This is a genomic window from Tardiphaga sp. P9-11 (assembly GCF_008329525.1).
Classification (GTDB): domain Bacteria; phylum Pseudomonadota; class Alphaproteobacteria; order Rhizobiales; family Xanthobacteraceae; genus Tardiphaga.
Window position 1 is genome coordinate 142295 of the sequence record NZ_NPKQ01000006.1, and the last position, 13562, is coordinate 155856.

A 13562-nucleotide genomic window follows, 5' to 3' on the forward strand; every position below is an offset into this window, starting at 1 on the left:
GATGATCAGCCACGGGCGGCGTTCCGTTGTGCATATTGCTGGCCGAGATAGGCATCGACGACAGCGGGATCCTTGATAATGTCGCGCGGCGCACCATCGGCGATCAATCTGCCGTTATGCAGGACCGCGATGCGGGTGCAGACATTGAGCACGACCTTCATCAAGTGTTCGATCATGACGATAGTGATCCCGTCGGCTGCGAGCTGATGGATCAGCTTGGTGGCGCGTTCGACCTCGGCGCTATTGAGGCCGGCATTGACCTCGTCGAGGAACAGCAGCTTCGGCTTCATCGCCAGCGCCTTGGCCAGTTCCAGCCGCTTGCGCATGGCCAGCGTCAACGTCGCCGCGGATTGATCGGCCTGCGCGTCGAGGCCAACGAATGCGAGATGCGCGCGGGCGGCCTCGCGCGCCGATTTCAGGCTCTCGCCCCGCTGCGAGAACAAGGCGGCAGCAGCGACATTGTCGAGCGCACTGTACTCAGCGAAAGGCTGCACGATCTGGAACGTCCGCGACAGACCAAGCCGGGCGGACTGATAGGTCTTGATGCGGGTAATGTCACGGCCATCAAAGGTCACCACGCCCGAGCTTGCCGGCGTGACGCCGCAGATGGTGTTGACCAGCGTGGTCTTGCCCGCGCCGTTCGGACCGATCAGGCCAACCACCTCGCCCTTGTTCACCGACAGCGAAACATCGCTCAGCGCCTTTAGACCGCTGAAATGACGCGAGACGTTGCTGAGATGCAGGATTTCGTGACCAGGCTTAGACATGCTTTGCCTTCCGTCCGGTCAATCCACGCCAGATCTTGCCGACATGCAGCGATATCAGCCCGTGCGGCAGGAACAGCAGCAGCAGGATGATGAGCACACCCAGCACGCCCGAGTGGATCTGGATATAATTGCGCCAGACCACTTCCTCGAGGCCGAGATAAACGAAAGCGCCGCAGACCACGCCGAGCGGCGATCCGAGTCCGCCCATCAGCGCCATCACGATCGGCTTCACCGAATACAGAATGTCGAACACATCGGACGGATCGATATAATGAACCCAGGCTGCGTAGAGCCCGCCGGCCGCACCGACGAAACAGGCGGACAGGCCGAAGGCTATGGCCTTGTAGAGCGTGGAATTGAGACCGACCATATTCGAGGCCGTCTCGTTTTGCCGGATACAATTGAGACCGAAACCGAGCTTCGAGACCGAGACCGCAATGACGACGAGTGCGGTGAGCAGCAATAGCCCCCACATCGCATAGAAGAAGAACGTTGCGTCGGAGAGCACGCTCGACCCGGACACCAGCGGAATGTTCAACCCCATGCCGCCACCGGTCAGATCGGTGGCATTGTTGACGAGTTCGCGGAACACCTCGACCAACGACAGGCTGGCAATCGCGAAGTAGTGCCCACGCAGGCGGAGCAGCACCGCGCCGAGCGCTGCGGCCAGCAGCAGGCACAATATCAACGAACCCAGCAGCGACAGCGTTAGCGGCACGCCCTTGTTCATGAGAATGCCGGTGGTGTAGGCACCGAGCCCGAAGAATGCCGCCGTCGCAAAAGACGGGTAACCGGCGAAACCGCCGACGATATTCCACGACAGCGCGAAGATCGCATACATGCAGGCCATGGTGCCCAAACGCAGCGCATAGGCATCACCGAACAGCGGCAGCGCGGCCACGCAGGCTATGAGAACGAGAAGCGCGACATTGGTCCGGGTCATTCAAAACCCTTTCGGCCGAGCAAGCCCTGAGGCCTGACGACAAGGAAGATGATGAGCAGGACGAAAGACAGCGTCACCGCATGGGCCGGGCCGAGATAGACCGAACCGACGCCCTCGACCAAAGCCAGCAGGATGCCGCCGGCCAGCGCCCCGGACACGCTGCCGAGACCGCCGAGCACGCAAACCACGAAGGCCTTGCCGAGATAGGCTGATGAGGTGAGCGGCGAGATCGGGAAGATCAGCGCCATCAGCACACCGGCGCAGCCGGCGAGCGCCGCACCGAGACCGAAAGCAACGGCATAGATCGACTTGACGTTGACGCCCATCAGCACCGCCGCATCGCGATCGAGACGAACCGCCACGATGGCGCGTCCAACTTTCGAGCGGCGTAGCAGCAGATAAAGCAGGAAGGTCAGCGCCAGCGCCGACGCGGTGGCGATCAGGCGATCGACAGGGACGACGACGTCGAAGATCGAAATCGATCCCGTGGGCGGATTGAGGATCAGCTTCCGGTAATCGGCCTTGAAGTAATAGATCATCGCATTGTTCAGGATCAGATCGAGCCCGAAGGTCAGCGTCAGCGTCACCAGAACCGGGGCGGTGATGACACGGTTGAGCAGCAACCGCTGCAGCAGATAGCCGAACACGAAAAAGGCGGGCGCGGCGATCAGCAGCGCATACCAGGGTGACAGCCCGAGCGAATTATACGCACCCCATGCCAGATAAGCGCCAAGCACGATAAACGAGCCGTGGATCAGATTGATGACGTTGAGCACGCCCCAGACCAGCGAGAAACCGATCGCGATACAGGCATAGAGACACCCAAGCACGAGTGCATTGATCAGGACCTGGATGGCCAGCATATCGATCCCCCGCCGATCTCGGCTGTCGCTCAGTTCACGCCGAGCTTGAATTCGCCCTGCTTGATCGCATCGGGGAACAGCACCACAGGCTTGCCGGCCTGGATCTGGAAGACCGGCGGTTCGAGCGAGTTGATCTGGCCATTGGCCCCGAACTTGACCGGGCCCCAGAAGGTCACGACGTCCATCTTGGCGAGTTCGTCACGCACCTTATCACGGTCCAGCGAGCCAGCCTTCTCGATCGCCATCTGGAACAGCGCGCCACAGACGGCAGCCGAAGCGTGGGCATAGTCGGGCTCAAGCTTGTACTTGTCCTTGAACAGCTTCACGAAGTTGGCCGTCGAGCCGAAGATGTCCTTGCCGTTGTACTGTTCGGCCGGATGCCACCACGAAGCGCTGGAGATGTTCTCGGCGCTCTGGCCGGCGGATTCGATGAATTCCTGATAGGCCGGACCGGCGATCATGGTGACGACGCCTGCCTTCATCTGCTGATCGACCATCTGCTTGCGAATCAGCAGGAGATCGTTGGTGTAGCCGGTGACGAACACCCACTGCGGATTCAGCGACTTGATCTGCGACAGGGTTGCTGAGTGATCGAGCGTGTTGATCGCGTATTTCTCGAAATAGACGACTTCAAGGCCGTTGGCCTTGGCGGACTTTTCCATTTCCTGTGCAATGGCCAGCGGGAACAGATCGTTTCGCGCCAGGATCGCGACCTTCTTGACGTCGGCGGCCTTGGCCTTGACGAGCTGCGTCAGCGGCGTGGTCAGCGTGTCGTTCGGGGTGAAGGTGCCGAACAGATACTTGTAGTTCTGGTCATAGACCTGGGACGAAGACGCTGTCGCGGCGAGCATCGGCACCTTGTACTTCTCGGCGATCGTGCTGGCGGCCTTGGCGGCTCCCGAGCCGAACGGGCCGAACATAAAGTTCACCTTGTCCTGGGTGATCATCTGTTCGGTGGTCTGCACCGAGCGCGGCGTGTTGGACTGGTAATCCGAATAGACGATCTCGACCTTGTACTTCTTGCCGCCGACATTGATGCCGCCGGCCTTGTTGGCCTGTTCGGCCCAGAGGTCATAGCCCTGCTGCTGCTTCACGGCTTCCGGCGCCAGCGGCCCGGTGATCGGCAGCGGTGCGCCGAAGCGAATGACGTCCTGGGCGGACGCCCCCGACATAGCCGCCCCGAGGCTGGCCGCGGCCAGCAAGAGCGAAGCGGAAAAAGCCTTGAGCGCAAGCCGGGGATGAAACATCCAAATTCTCCATCGATGACGGGACCGTGACCTGTCAAAAGCTTGTCAAATTTAGATTTCGAATAAAAGCATTGAATTTAGAAGTTAGCGATCTAAAAATCAGAACGCTAATCAGACCCTGCCACCGTGCTGGGCAGTCAGCCGCGAGGGAATCACCATGATCGAATCCACCGCCATCCGGTACTTTCGGGTGGTCACCGAGGCCGGATCGATCAAACAGGCGGCCGCGGCGCTCCGGATCGCTCCCTCCGCCATCAGCCGGCAGGTCCAGGGACTGGAGGAAGAGCTCGCGGTCAAACTGTTCGAGCGTGGCGCGCGCGGCATGAACCTGACCGATGCCGGCCACGTGCTCTATCGCTACGCAGTCGAGAACCGCAACCAGCTCGACGGGTTGCGCAGTCAGGTCGAGGAATTCGCATCGCTGCGCCGCGGCCAGGTGAAGATCGCCACCGTCGAAGGCATGCTGTCGAGCTTCCTGCCCAACTCTTTCGTCGATCTGTCGCAGCAATATCCGGGGATCGCACTATCTGTCACCGCCGTGGGCGCTCGCGATGTGGTCGAGATGGTCAGCCAGAACGAGGTCGATCTCGGCCTGATCTTCGGCCGCGCACCACGACGCGACCTGATCGAACTCGGGCGCATGCGGCAACCGGTCTGCCTGATCGTCGCGCCCACTCATCCCCTGGCCAGCCAGAAATCCTACGCGATGAAGGATCTCGCCGGCCTCCGCGCGATCCTGCCGGACGCATCGTTCGGCATCCGTCAAGAGCTCGACAAGTCATGCGCGCAGGCCAATGTGCGGCTGGAAATATGCAGCGAGACTAACTCGCTGGCCTTCACCCAGACCGTGGCTGCCCGCACCGATCTGGCGACCTTCCTGCCGATGGTCTCGGCGATGGCGTCGATCAATGCAGGGACGCTGGTCGCGATCCCGCCGCGTGACCGCAGGCTGGAGTCAACGCAGGTGACGCTGGTGCAGTCGGCCGCGCGCATGGCATCGCCATCAACGCGACTGGTCGCCGAGATGCTGGTGGCGCAGATGAAGGACAACGAGGAAGGGTAGACGCGTCCTAAGCGGCGAGCTTTCCGGCAAGCACACGAAAACGCTCGAGCTGGTCCTGCTTCAGCGCGCGGGTCTCGTCGCGGCCGACGAAGACCTTGAACATCACGCCGCCATCGACATTGAGGAAAGCGACGAAGGCCGACGACTTGCCCATGAAAGGCCGCTCGACGAAGGCCACGCCGCCGCAGCGCTCGTGACGCAGATGGCCGTGCAGGCCCTTGGGCTGCGTCAGATTATAGTAGCCGTGGCCGATGGCACCCGGCGAAAGCGGTGCGGTCGTTTCGAAGATGCCATCCTCGGTATGCACGATCAGCGTGACCTCGCCCCATTCGGCGATATCCGTCATCGCAGTGACGAAGGCATCGGCGCCACCACCGATACTCACCATCCCCTCGGGCAGCGCTTCCAACACGGCCCGCGGCGTGACGTTGCGCTCGCGCGCGACAGTCTCGATCACGGCGCCGGGATTCTCCGCCATATAGGTCTTCAGAGCGGCGAGATCCGTATTCAGCATGAGATGGCTCCGTGATCGATCATGGGTGTTGAGTTAGGAGGCAGCAATCAGGCCGCGGCGCTCTTGCGACGCTCGGACTGGATCACTTCGAATCCCTCGAACTTGGGGTGACCGAGATAGAGGCTGGCGCCTTCCGACTTGTTGTCCGCGCGGGCATGCGCCTTGCGGAACTGCTCGGACTTGGTCCAGCCCTCGAAGTCCGCCTTGCTGGCCCAGACCGTATGCGACGAATACAGCGTGTGATCCTCGGCCACCGGACCTTTCAGCAGGCTGAACTCGATGAAGCCCGGCAATTCCGAGAGATAGGATTCGCGGGTCGCCCAGATGTTTTCGAAAGCGGCTTCGGATCCGGTTTTGACCTGAAAGCGGTTCATGGCGATGAACATGAGGCATTCCTTTTCTTTTGTGCTCGTAGCCGATCATAAACGAAATCACGCCCAGACATGAGCGCGATTTCCCTTGAAGGTGCTTAGGTCGCAGGCGGTTATGCGCCGCCGAAATGGACCTTCAGACCTCCCCTGTAGACGATACCAGGGCCTGGGCTGGTCCAGAGAACGTCGTTTTGGTTGGTGCCGTCTGCACCGGCGCCCGGAATGGCGTAGGGGCGATAGTACTTGTTCAGGATGTTGTCGACGCCGAAGTTAAGGGTGATATCGGGCGTGGGCTGATAGGCCACGTACAGATTGACCAGATCGTAGGCGGTCGATGGGACATAGCCGACCGGGATATCAGTGTTGGCGCCGACTGAGGCCCACTGAGCCGAGATGACCAGTTTGCGATCCAGCAAGCGGACACCACCGGTGGTCGTGACCTTGCGCGGCTGGATCGTTGCCAGACCAACATTGGTCTGAGTGTTCTTGCCGCGCTGAAGCGTAGCGCCGACACCCAGGAACCAGTCGCCAGCATCATACGATGTCTCGGCTTCGAAGCCTTCGATCTTCGCCGACGCGATATTCTGGTACTGGTAGAACTGGCTGAACAGGCCCGAAATCGGGAAACCCATAAAGGTCAGCGGCGAAGCCACCGGGGTCGACGCAACCAGATCGATATAGTCGTCGACATCGTTGCGGAAGAAGTTGAACTTGGCACGGAAGCTATCGCCGGCTGTAAAGACACCGTTGTACTTCAGATTGACGCCGACTTCCGTGTTCTTACCGACTTCAGCACGCAGGTTCGGGTTCGGCCGGAAGCAGAACAGACCTGAGGTGCCATCGGGACAGTTGAACAGCGTCGGACCGCCACCGGTGGCATGGCCACCCGCGATCAGCGTCTCTGTGATCGACGGCGCGCGATAGCCCTCGGCGTAACTCACATAAGGCGTGAACCCAGCAACCGGTGTAACGCCGACAGTGATCTTCGGCGAGAGGCGATCACCGCTCGACGAAGTCGTTCCGGCGCCCCCTGTGCCCGACGAATTCAGTTCGTAGTGATCGTAACGCAGCGCGCTGATGACTTCGAGCCAGGTCGAGTAGTTGTTCTTCAGCTGAATGAAGCCGCCGCCCACCGTCCGGTCGCCGCTCGGCGTGGTGATGTTGGAGTTACCGCGGGAATCGAAGGTCGAGACCTTGTCGTTGAAAACGTCGAAACCGTAGGTGACCGCATTGCGCCATCCGCCGAGATCGAAGCGAGACGTGTTGTTGACGTCCACGCCGATCGTATCGAGCAGATAACCACGGCGATCGCCGACGCAGCCCGAAATATTGTTGCCAGGACTAGCAAGCGTACAGGTGCCCGAGCCCGCGGTGATACGGTTGTTGTAGGTTTTGACCTGATCGTTGTCGGTGCGATTGCCGTACAGCGTGGCGCTCCAGTCGAACAACATGTCATCCGGCTTGGAGTACTTCCAGGTCACCGTACCGGTATAGGTCTTCGCCGTGGAGCCATAGACTGACGAACCGGCGATGGCCGCAGCCGGCGCCGACGTGGTGGTCCCGCCACGATTCATCTGACCGATGCTGTACTGGTAGTCCTGGAAGATACCGCCGAACTTGATCTCGTGGCCATCAGCAGGACGAACCGTCAGCTTCATCAAGCCGGCAGCAATGTCGTTGCCTGTGTTGCCGATCTCGGTACCAGCACCATCCTTGTAATTGCCTTGGGTCCGATAGACCGCACCGCCAAACACATCGACCGTCGGATCAACACGCACTCCGCCGAACACCGAACCCATGCCACGGGCATTGTTGGAGCCGTAGGAGCCGCTCATATCCACGCCCCAGCGCTCGCCGGGTCGCAGGACGTCATTGATATCCTTGGTGCGGAACGAGGCCACGCCGCCGATGGCGCCAGAACCGTAGATGTTCGCGGTCGGGCCGCGCGTGATATCGATACCTCCGATCAGTTCGGGATCCAGAAAGAACGAGCCATTCGCATTGTGACCGGAGCGCTGGTAGTTCTGCCGGGCGCCGTCCACGACAACGGCAACACGGCCGAAGTCCTGCAGGCCGCGGATATTGATGGCGGTGGACGGATCATCGCCGCGATCCTGCATCCAGACACCAGGAACATTGTAGAACAGCTGGCTCAGACGGTTCGGCTGCTGCAGCTGGATCTGCTCCTGCGTCACGACGCTGACCGGAGCCAGCGCATCGATGGCGCGCTCCTGGGTCTTCGAAGCCGTCACCGTGATTTCATCGAGGGACTGACCGCTGCGGCTGGCCTGCGCATTCGCGTTAGCCACCTGTGCCGGCACGGCCGCCGGCTTGGCAGCCGCGCGCTTCTTCTTGGCCGGCTTCGGCTTTTGCGGCTGCACGCCGCCTGCCTGCGCGACGGCCTGTGCCAAGGCTGTCTCGGAGACCAACGCCCCCAACGATACGATCGACACACCCAACAACAAGGCGCGCGTAGTCATGCCCCCAAGAGCCATAGCCTAATCCCCAACACAATTTTTCAACGGATCGTGGCTGGCTGTCGCTGCATGAGGCAGTGAGCTTGCTGGCTTTCGAATACGACTCGGGGACCCCTGCCACCAAGTTGCCATTTTCGATTACGGTTCATTAACAGGAGGGTCAAGCAATCCCGCTCCTGTTTATATTGATTGTAGACTGCAGTGCTTGGCGATGACGTCAGACAAAACCTATAACGATGACAGAGACTTTCACGGATGGGATAGATCGGCGCTATGGATACGGGTTCTCACGACGGCAGCGCTGCCGCCCACGCCAAATCCTCAGCCGGACGCAATGTGGTCGTAAATGGCGACCGGATGGACAGCAAGGAGCTGTTCGCTGATCAGCGTGAGTTGCTGATTACGCATGGCGACGAGACTTATCGCCTACGCCTGACGTTCCAGAACAAGCTGATCCTCACCAAATGACCGCCGGCCTCCCCGTTCGACGTCATCGCGTCGCGCATGCACTGCAATGTGTAGCGCTTGCCAGCACGCTGGCATTGTCCGCCGCGGCCTCAGCGGAAGACGCCGTTGTGCGTGACGCACGCGGGCGCGACGTCACAATCGGCCATCCGACCCGCATCGTCTCAATCGGCGGCGCGGTGACCGAAATCCTTTATGCCCTCGGCGCCGACGACCGCATCGTCGCCGTCGATACGACCAGCCTGTATCCACCGAAGGCGATGACCGACAAACCCAATGTCGGTTACATGCGCCAACTCTCTGCGGAAGGCGTGCTAGGGCTCAATCCGCAACTGGTGCTGGCGATTGCAGGCTCCGGCCCGAAGGAAACCATCGACGTCATAGACGCTGCCAAGATCCCACTCATTGTCGTACCGGACACGTTCACCGAAGCCGGAATGGTCGAGAAGATCCGGCTGGTCGCCAAGGTCGCAGGTGTCGAGCCACGCGGCGAATGTCTCGCCAACGCCGTGGCCGGCGATCTTGCCGCGCTGCGTGAGTTGCGCGCCAAGGTGAAGACCCCGCCGCGGGTGATGTTCGTGATGTCCTTCCTCGATGGCCGCGCCATGGTCGCTGGCCAGAAGACGGCAGCCAACGAGATCATCAAGCTGGCCGGCGGCGTCAATGTCGCGGACAGCTTCGACGGCTACAAGATCATGACCGATGAAGCGATCGCCGCAGCCAAGCCGGATACCGTGCTGTCGATGGAGCGCGGCAAGGACACGTTGCAGGCCGACACCGTGTTCGCCAACCCCGCCTTCGCCCTGATGCCGGCTGCGAAGACCAGGAATCTGGTCACCATGGACGGCCTCTATCTGCTCGGTTTCGGCCCCCGCACGGCCGCCGCCGCGCGCGACCTTGCCGTGAAGCTCGATCCGGCACTGACCGCTGACGCGGCCTCGTTCAAGCCCGCCTCGCTCGCCGTCAACTGTCGTCAATAAAATGAGCGCTGCCGACGCCAAGCTGACTGCGTTTGTCAGAACGAAGGGCCGGGTGCGCCGCCCTGCAACCGTCGTCGTCCTGTGCGGCCTGCTCGCAGCGCTGCTGCTGACAGTGCTGCTGGCCACCACCGTCGGTGCCGCCGGCATCCCACTGTCCCGCCTGCCCGCAGCACTCGGCCTCACGGCCACCGATCCCGCCAATCCATTTGCCGCGCGCGATCAACTGGTCCTGTGGTCGATCCGGATTCCACGTATTGCCATCGCCGCCATGATCGGCGGCATGCTGGGCGCCGCCGGCGCGATCATGCAGGGCCTGTTTCGCAATCCGCTCGCCGATCCGGCGCTGGTCGGCGTCTCCAGCGGCGGGGCACTTGCTGCAGCGGGCGCCATCGTCATCAGCGACAGCCGCTTTGCGCATTACGTTGCGTTTCTGCAGCCATTTCTATTGCCGTTGGCCGCCTTCATCGGCTCGCTACTCACCACCATCATTCTTTATCGAATTTCCAGCCGCAGCGGACGCACCTCCATTGCGCTGTTCCTGCTCGCCGGCATTGCCATCGCCGCGATCGCCAATGCGGGTATCGGCCTTCTTGTGTTCATCGCCGACGACCGCCAATTGCGCGACATCACCTTCTGGCTGCTCGGCTCGCTGAGCGGCGCCACATGGAGCAAGGCGGCGACGATTGCACCGATGCTGGCGTTGGGACTGATCGGCATGCTCTTCACCAGCCGTGGCCTCGACGTGCTGATCCTCGGTGAGTCCGAGGCGTTTCATTCCGGCGTCGATGTGGAGCGCCTCAAGCGGATCTGCATCGTGCTGGTCTCCGTCATGACCGGCGCAGCGGTTTCGGTGTGCGGCGTGATCGGCTTTGTCGGCATTGTGGTGCCGCATCTGCTTAGGCTGATGATAGGGCCGGGCCATCGGCTGCTGCTGCCGGCATCCGTCGGTCTTGGCGCCTGTTTGCTGGTCGGCGCTGATACACTGGCCCGCACCATCGTGGCGCCGGCCGAAATGCCCATCGGTATCCTGACTGCCGCCGTGGGCGCACCGATTTTCCTGCTGATCCTGCTACGTCAGCGCGGGCTGGTGGGACTGTGACAAAAATGGCCAAATCGTCGGTCCTGACGGCATCCGGCATCTCGCTAACGATCGGCCAGGCCACGCTGCTCGATCATGTCGATCTCACCATCACCAGCGGCGAGATGGTCGCTATCGTCGGTCCCAACGGCGCCGGCAAGTCGACGCTGCTGCGACTGCTATCGGCCGATCTACGCGCGTCGCGCGGCGCCATCACCCTGAAAGGCTGCGACCTCCACGCCTGGTCGCCCGCCGAACTGGCGATGCGGCGCGCGATGCTGTCGCAACATGTCAGTGTGAGCTTTCCATTCACGGTCGAGGAAGTCGTGCAGATGGGGCGGGGCAACATGCCGCTAGCCTCCGCTCAAGTACTAGTCGACGCAGCCATCGATGAAGTGGGACTTGGCGACTTCCGTTATCGCGAATTGCCAACGCTCTCCGGCGGTGAGCAACAGCGCGCGCATTTCGCGCGCATCCTCGTGCAGCTCGCCTGCGGCGAAGCTGCGCATGGTCCTGGCATCCTGCTGCTCGACGAGCCGACATCATCTCTGGATCTGCGCCACCAGATCGAACTGGTGGAGATTTCACGGCAGCGTGCGCGCAGCGGCACGGCCGTCATCGCGGTACTGCACGATCTCAACCTCGCCGTTCGCTTTGCGGATCGCATCGTCGTCATGCGCAATGGCGTCATTGCCGCGGAAGGAACGCCTGCGGAGACGATCACCAGCGATGTGATCCGTCGGGTGTTCGATATCGATGCCGTCGTCGCGCGCACCGAGGACGGCGCGCCCTATCTGCTGCCGCAGATGATGCAGCAGATCGCGATTTCTAGTGTCGTAGCGGATTAGCTGCATTTCTGCCGGGGCATCAACCTGCGCAGGCATGCCTATGCATGAGTAACATTGTTGCTCACGGGAACTCACTTTTATCTGAACCCCTGATGAACTCACGCATTGCCCTCCTGTCGCAACCAAACCACGGAGGCTCCCCCATGGGTTATGCACACAGGTCGACAGCGCTGGTGGTCGAGAACGACGAAGCACAACGCACACTGGTCAGCCTGCTGCTCGAAGAGAGCGAGATGAATGTCATCGAATGCGAAAGCGCGGAGGCGGCCGTACTGGTGCTTGAGGAATCCGGCGACAATGTTGCGATAGTCTTCACCGACGTGGAACTCGCGGGCATGATGGACGGCATTGAGCTCGCTTATCTCGCCAAGCAACGATTCCCCGATATGCATGTGATCGTGACCTCGGGTGCGCCTCGCGTACGTCGGCTGCCCGACGGCACGCTGTTCATGGCCAAGCCATGGAGCCCGATCGATCTGCTCCGCGCCGCACAACAATCATTTCACTGATACAGGTCAAATCGGTCCGCGCGGACCGGAGAATGCCGCCGCGTGGACCGTCTTGCATTGCTGCAGCGCAACGCCGATAATTCGGCGATCACACCTGCAACAGCAAGGGTTTCATGCCGTTCGACCTCCTCATTCGCAACGTCACGCTTCCCGACGGCCGCACGGGCCAGGATATCGCCATTGAAGGGGGCCGTATCGTTGCGGTGCAGCCCAATCTGGCGGGAGAGGCCGGACGTGTGATCGATGCCGCCGGGCATCTGGTCTCGCCACCCTTCGTCGATATCCACTTCCATATGGATGCGACGCTATCGCTCGGCCTGCCGCGCCTGAATGTGTCCGGCACCCTGCTCGAGGGCATCGCCCTGTGGGGCGAGTTGAAGCCGTTGCTGACCTATGAGGCTCTGGTCGAACGGGCTCTGCGCTATTGCGATCTCGCGGTGGCACAGGGCCTGCTCGCGGTGCGTACTCATGTGGATATCTGCGACGACCGGCTGCTCGCTGTCGATGCGCTGCTGGACGTCAAGAAGCAGGTCGCGCCCTATCTCGATCTCGAACTGGTGGCGTTCCCGCAGGACGGCTATTTCCGCTCACCAACTGCAGCCGAAAACCTGAAGCGTGCTCTCGACAAAGGCGTCAGCATTGTCGGAGGCATCCCGCATTTCGAACGAACCATGGCCGACGGCGCCGCATCAGTGAAAGCGCTGTGCGAGATCGCTGCGCAACGCGGATTGCGTGTCGACATGCATTGCGATGAAAGCGACGATCCGCTGTCGCGCCACATCGAGACCCTCGCCTATGAGACCCAGCGGCTGGGATTGCACGGCCGAGTCGCCGGCTCGCATCTAACCTCCATGCATTCGATGGACAACTACTATGTCTCGAAGCTGCTGCCGCTGATCGCGGAGGCCGGCGTCGCTGCGATCGCCAACCCGCTGATCAACATCGTGCTGCAGGGCCGCCACGACAGCTATCCGAAGCGCCGCGGCCAGACCCGCGTGCCGGAGATGCGCCCCCATGGCATCACCGTCGCCTTCGGCCAGGATTGCTGCATGGACCCGTGGTATTCGCTGGGCTCGGCGGACATGCTCGAAGTCGCGCATATGGGCCTGCATGTCGGGCAGATGACCAGCCGCGATGCGATGCGCTTTTGCTTCGATACGGTCACTAGCAATCCGGCAAAGATCATGGGCCTCGACGGCTACGGCCTCAATGTCGGCTGCAACGGCGACCTCGTGCTGCTGCAGGCGCGCGACCCCATCGAGGCGATCCGGCTGAAGGCGACACGGCTCGCGGTCGTGCGCCGCGGCAAGGTGATCGCCGAGACGCCCGCGCGGATCGGCCGGCTTGCGCTCGATGGCCGCCCGGCTTCGGTCGATCCGGCCGCCTACGCGCCACCGACCTGATATCGTCGACCTCCTTCCCTCACATCGCCCGGCA

14 protein-coding genes are annotated in these 13562 nt (G+C 61.7%); 7 read left to right on the forward strand and 7 right to left on the reverse strand.

The window, feature by feature from the left end:
* Positions 1 to 5: 5 nt before the first annotated feature.
* From CIW50_RS20145 to CIW50_RS20160, 4 genes are read right to left on the reverse strand one after another with little or no spacing between them, the layout of a single operon-like run.
* Positions 6 to 767, reverse strand: a complete 762-nt coding sequence (locus CIW50_RS20145; RefSeq protein ID WP_149532970.1) for an ABC transporter ATP-binding protein — start codon at positions 765 to 767, stop codon at positions 6 to 8.
* On the reverse strand, positions 760 to 1710 hold the full coding sequence (locus tag CIW50_RS20150; protein ID WP_149532971.1) for a branched-chain amino acid ABC transporter permease: 951 nt from the start codon (positions 1708 to 1710) through the stop codon (positions 760 to 762). The genes CIW50_RS20145 and CIW50_RS20150 overlap by 8 nt, the downstream gene beginning before the upstream one ends.
* Positions 1707 to 2573, reverse strand: a complete 867-nt coding sequence (locus tag CIW50_RS20155) for a branched-chain amino acid ABC transporter permease (RefSeq protein ID WP_149532972.1) — start codon at positions 2571 to 2573, stop codon at positions 1707 to 1709. Before CIW50_RS20155 ends, CIW50_RS20150 begins: the two co-directional genes overlap by 4 nt.
* Before the next feature lie 29 nt (positions 2574 to 2602).
* Positions 2603 to 3820: an amino acid ABC transporter substrate-binding protein gene (locus tag CIW50_RS20160; protein ID WP_149532973.1), complete on the reverse strand. Its 1218-nt coding sequence runs from the start codon at positions 3818 to 3820 to the stop codon at positions 2603 to 2605.
* Between the two features lie 157 nt (positions 3821 to 3977).
* Here CIW50_RS20160 and CIW50_RS20165 point away from each other — a divergent pair, with 157 nt between their 5' ends.
* The gene (locus tag CIW50_RS20165) at positions 3978 to 4883 is read left to right on the forward strand and encodes a LysR family transcriptional regulator (protein WP_149532974.1); all 906 of its coding nucleotides are present in this window, start codon (positions 3978 to 3980) and stop codon (positions 4881 to 4883) included.
* 7 nt (positions 4884 to 4890) lie between these two features.
* On the opposite strand, the gene hutX is transcribed toward CIW50_RS20165, so the two are convergent.
* The 3 genes from hutX to CIW50_RS20180 all read right to left on the reverse strand — a co-directional run bounded on the left by hutX (position 4891) and on the right by CIW50_RS20180 (position 8263).
* Positions 4891 to 5397 carry a heme utilization cystosolic carrier protein HutX gene (gene hutX, locus CIW50_RS20170; protein WP_149532975.1) on the reverse strand — a complete coding sequence of 169 codons (507 nt, stop codon included), beginning with the start codon at positions 5395 to 5397 and terminating at the stop codon, positions 4891 to 4893.
* A gap of 47 nt (positions 5398 to 5444) precedes the next feature.
* Entirely contained in the window at positions 5445 to 5783 is a 339-nt protein-coding gene (gene hmuQ, locus CIW50_RS20175) for a heme-degrading protein HmuQ (protein ID WP_068735293.1), read from the reverse strand.
* 98 nt (positions 5784 to 5881) lie between these two features.
* Positions 5882 to 8263 carry a TonB-dependent hemoglobin/transferrin/lactoferrin family receptor gene (locus tag CIW50_RS20180; RefSeq protein WP_149532976.1) on the reverse strand — a complete coding sequence of 794 codons (2382 nt, stop codon included), beginning with the start codon at positions 8261 to 8263 and terminating at the stop codon, positions 5882 to 5884.
* A gap of 255 nt (positions 8264 to 8518) precedes the next feature.
* Between CIW50_RS20180 and hemP the strand changes: the two genes are divergently transcribed.
* The 6 genes from hemP (at position 8519) to CIW50_RS20210 (ending at position 13528) form a co-directional block, all read left to right on the forward strand.
* Positions 8519 to 8713: a hemin uptake protein HemP gene (gene hemP / locus CIW50_RS20185; protein ID WP_116662520.1), complete on the forward strand. Its 195-nt coding sequence runs from the start codon at positions 8519 to 8521 to the stop codon at positions 8711 to 8713.
* A complete protein-coding gene (locus tag CIW50_RS20190) occupies positions 8710 to 9690 on the forward strand; it encodes a heme/hemin ABC transporter substrate-binding protein (protein WP_149532977.1) in 981 nt (326 codons plus the stop codon). The genes hemP and CIW50_RS20190 overlap by 4 nt, the downstream gene beginning before the upstream one ends.
* 1 nt (position 9691) lies before the next feature.
* A complete protein-coding gene (locus tag CIW50_RS20195) occupies positions 9692 to 10789 on the forward strand; it encodes a FecCD family ABC transporter permease (protein ID WP_149532978.1) in 1098 nt (365 codons plus the stop codon).
* 5 nt (positions 10790 to 10794) lie between these two features.
* Complete coding sequence (locus CIW50_RS20200; protein ID WP_149532979.1) at positions 10795 to 11616, forward strand: heme ABC transporter ATP-binding protein; 822 nt, start codon at positions 10795 to 10797, stop codon at positions 11614 to 11616.
* A 143-nt stretch (positions 11617 to 11759) separates the two neighbouring features.
* Positions 11760 to 12125, forward strand: a complete 366-nt coding sequence (locus CIW50_RS20205; protein ID WP_149532980.1) for a response regulator — start codon at positions 11760 to 11762, stop codon at positions 12123 to 12125.
* A 113-nt stretch (positions 12126 to 12238) separates the two neighbouring features.
* Entirely contained in the window at positions 12239 to 13528 is a 1290-nt protein-coding gene (locus CIW50_RS20210; protein ID WP_149532981.1) for an amidohydrolase family protein, read from the forward strand.
* Positions 13529 to 13562 lie beyond the last annotated feature (34 nt).

Bases quoted from the DNA above. Each gene is read 5' to 3' on its own strand.
- CIW50_RS20205 (WP_149532980.1), top strand. From the start codon at position 11,760: ATGGGTTATGCACACAGGTCGACAGCGCTGGTGGTCGAGAACGACGAA.
- CIW50_RS20180 (WP_149532976.1), bottom strand. From the start codon at position 8,263: ATGGCTCTTGGGGGCATGACTACGCGCGCCTTGTTGTTGGGTGTGTCG.
- hemP (WP_116662520.1), top strand. From the start codon at position 8,519: ATGGATACGGGTTCTCACGACGGCAGCGCTGCCGCCCACGCCAAATCC.
- CIW50_RS20160 (WP_149532973.1), bottom strand. From the start codon at position 3,820: ATGTTTCATCCCCGGCTTGCGCTCAAGGCTTTTTCCGCTTCGCTCTTG.
- CIW50_RS20200 (WP_149532979.1), top strand. From the start codon at position 10,795: ATGGCCAAATCGTCGGTCCTGACGGCATCCGGCATCTCGCTAACGATC.
- CIW50_RS20150 (WP_149532971.1), bottom strand. From the start codon at position 1,710: ATGACCCGGACCAATGTCGCGCTTCTCGTTCTCATAGCCTGCGTGGCC.
- CIW50_RS20190 (WP_149532977.1), top strand. From the start codon at position 8,710: ATGACCGCCGGCCTCCCCGTTCGACGTCATCGCGTCGCGCATGCACTG.
- CIW50_RS20145 (WP_149532970.1), bottom strand. From the start codon at position 767: ATGTCTAAGCCTGGTCACGAAATCCTGCATCTCAGCAACGTCTCGCGT.
- CIW50_RS20155 (WP_149532972.1), bottom strand. From the start codon at position 2,573: ATGCTGGCCATCCAGGTCCTGATCAATGCACTCGTGCTTGGGTGTCTC.
- hmuQ (WP_068735293.1), bottom strand. From the start codon at position 5,783: ATGTTCATCGCCATGAACCGCTTTCAGGTCAAAACCGGATCCGAAGCC.
- CIW50_RS20210 (WP_149532981.1), top strand. From the start codon at position 12,239: ATGCCGTTCGACCTCCTCATTCGCAACGTCACGCTTCCCGACGGCCGC.
- hutX (WP_149532975.1), bottom strand. From the start codon at position 5,397: ATGCTGAATACGGATCTCGCCGCTCTGAAGACCTATATGGCGGAGAAT.
- CIW50_RS20195 (WP_149532978.1), top strand. From the start codon at position 9,692: ATGAGCGCTGCCGACGCCAAGCTGACTGCGTTTGTCAGAACGAAGGGC.
- CIW50_RS20165 (WP_149532974.1), top strand. From the start codon at position 3,978: ATGATCGAATCCACCGCCATCCGGTACTTTCGGGTGGTCACCGAGGCC.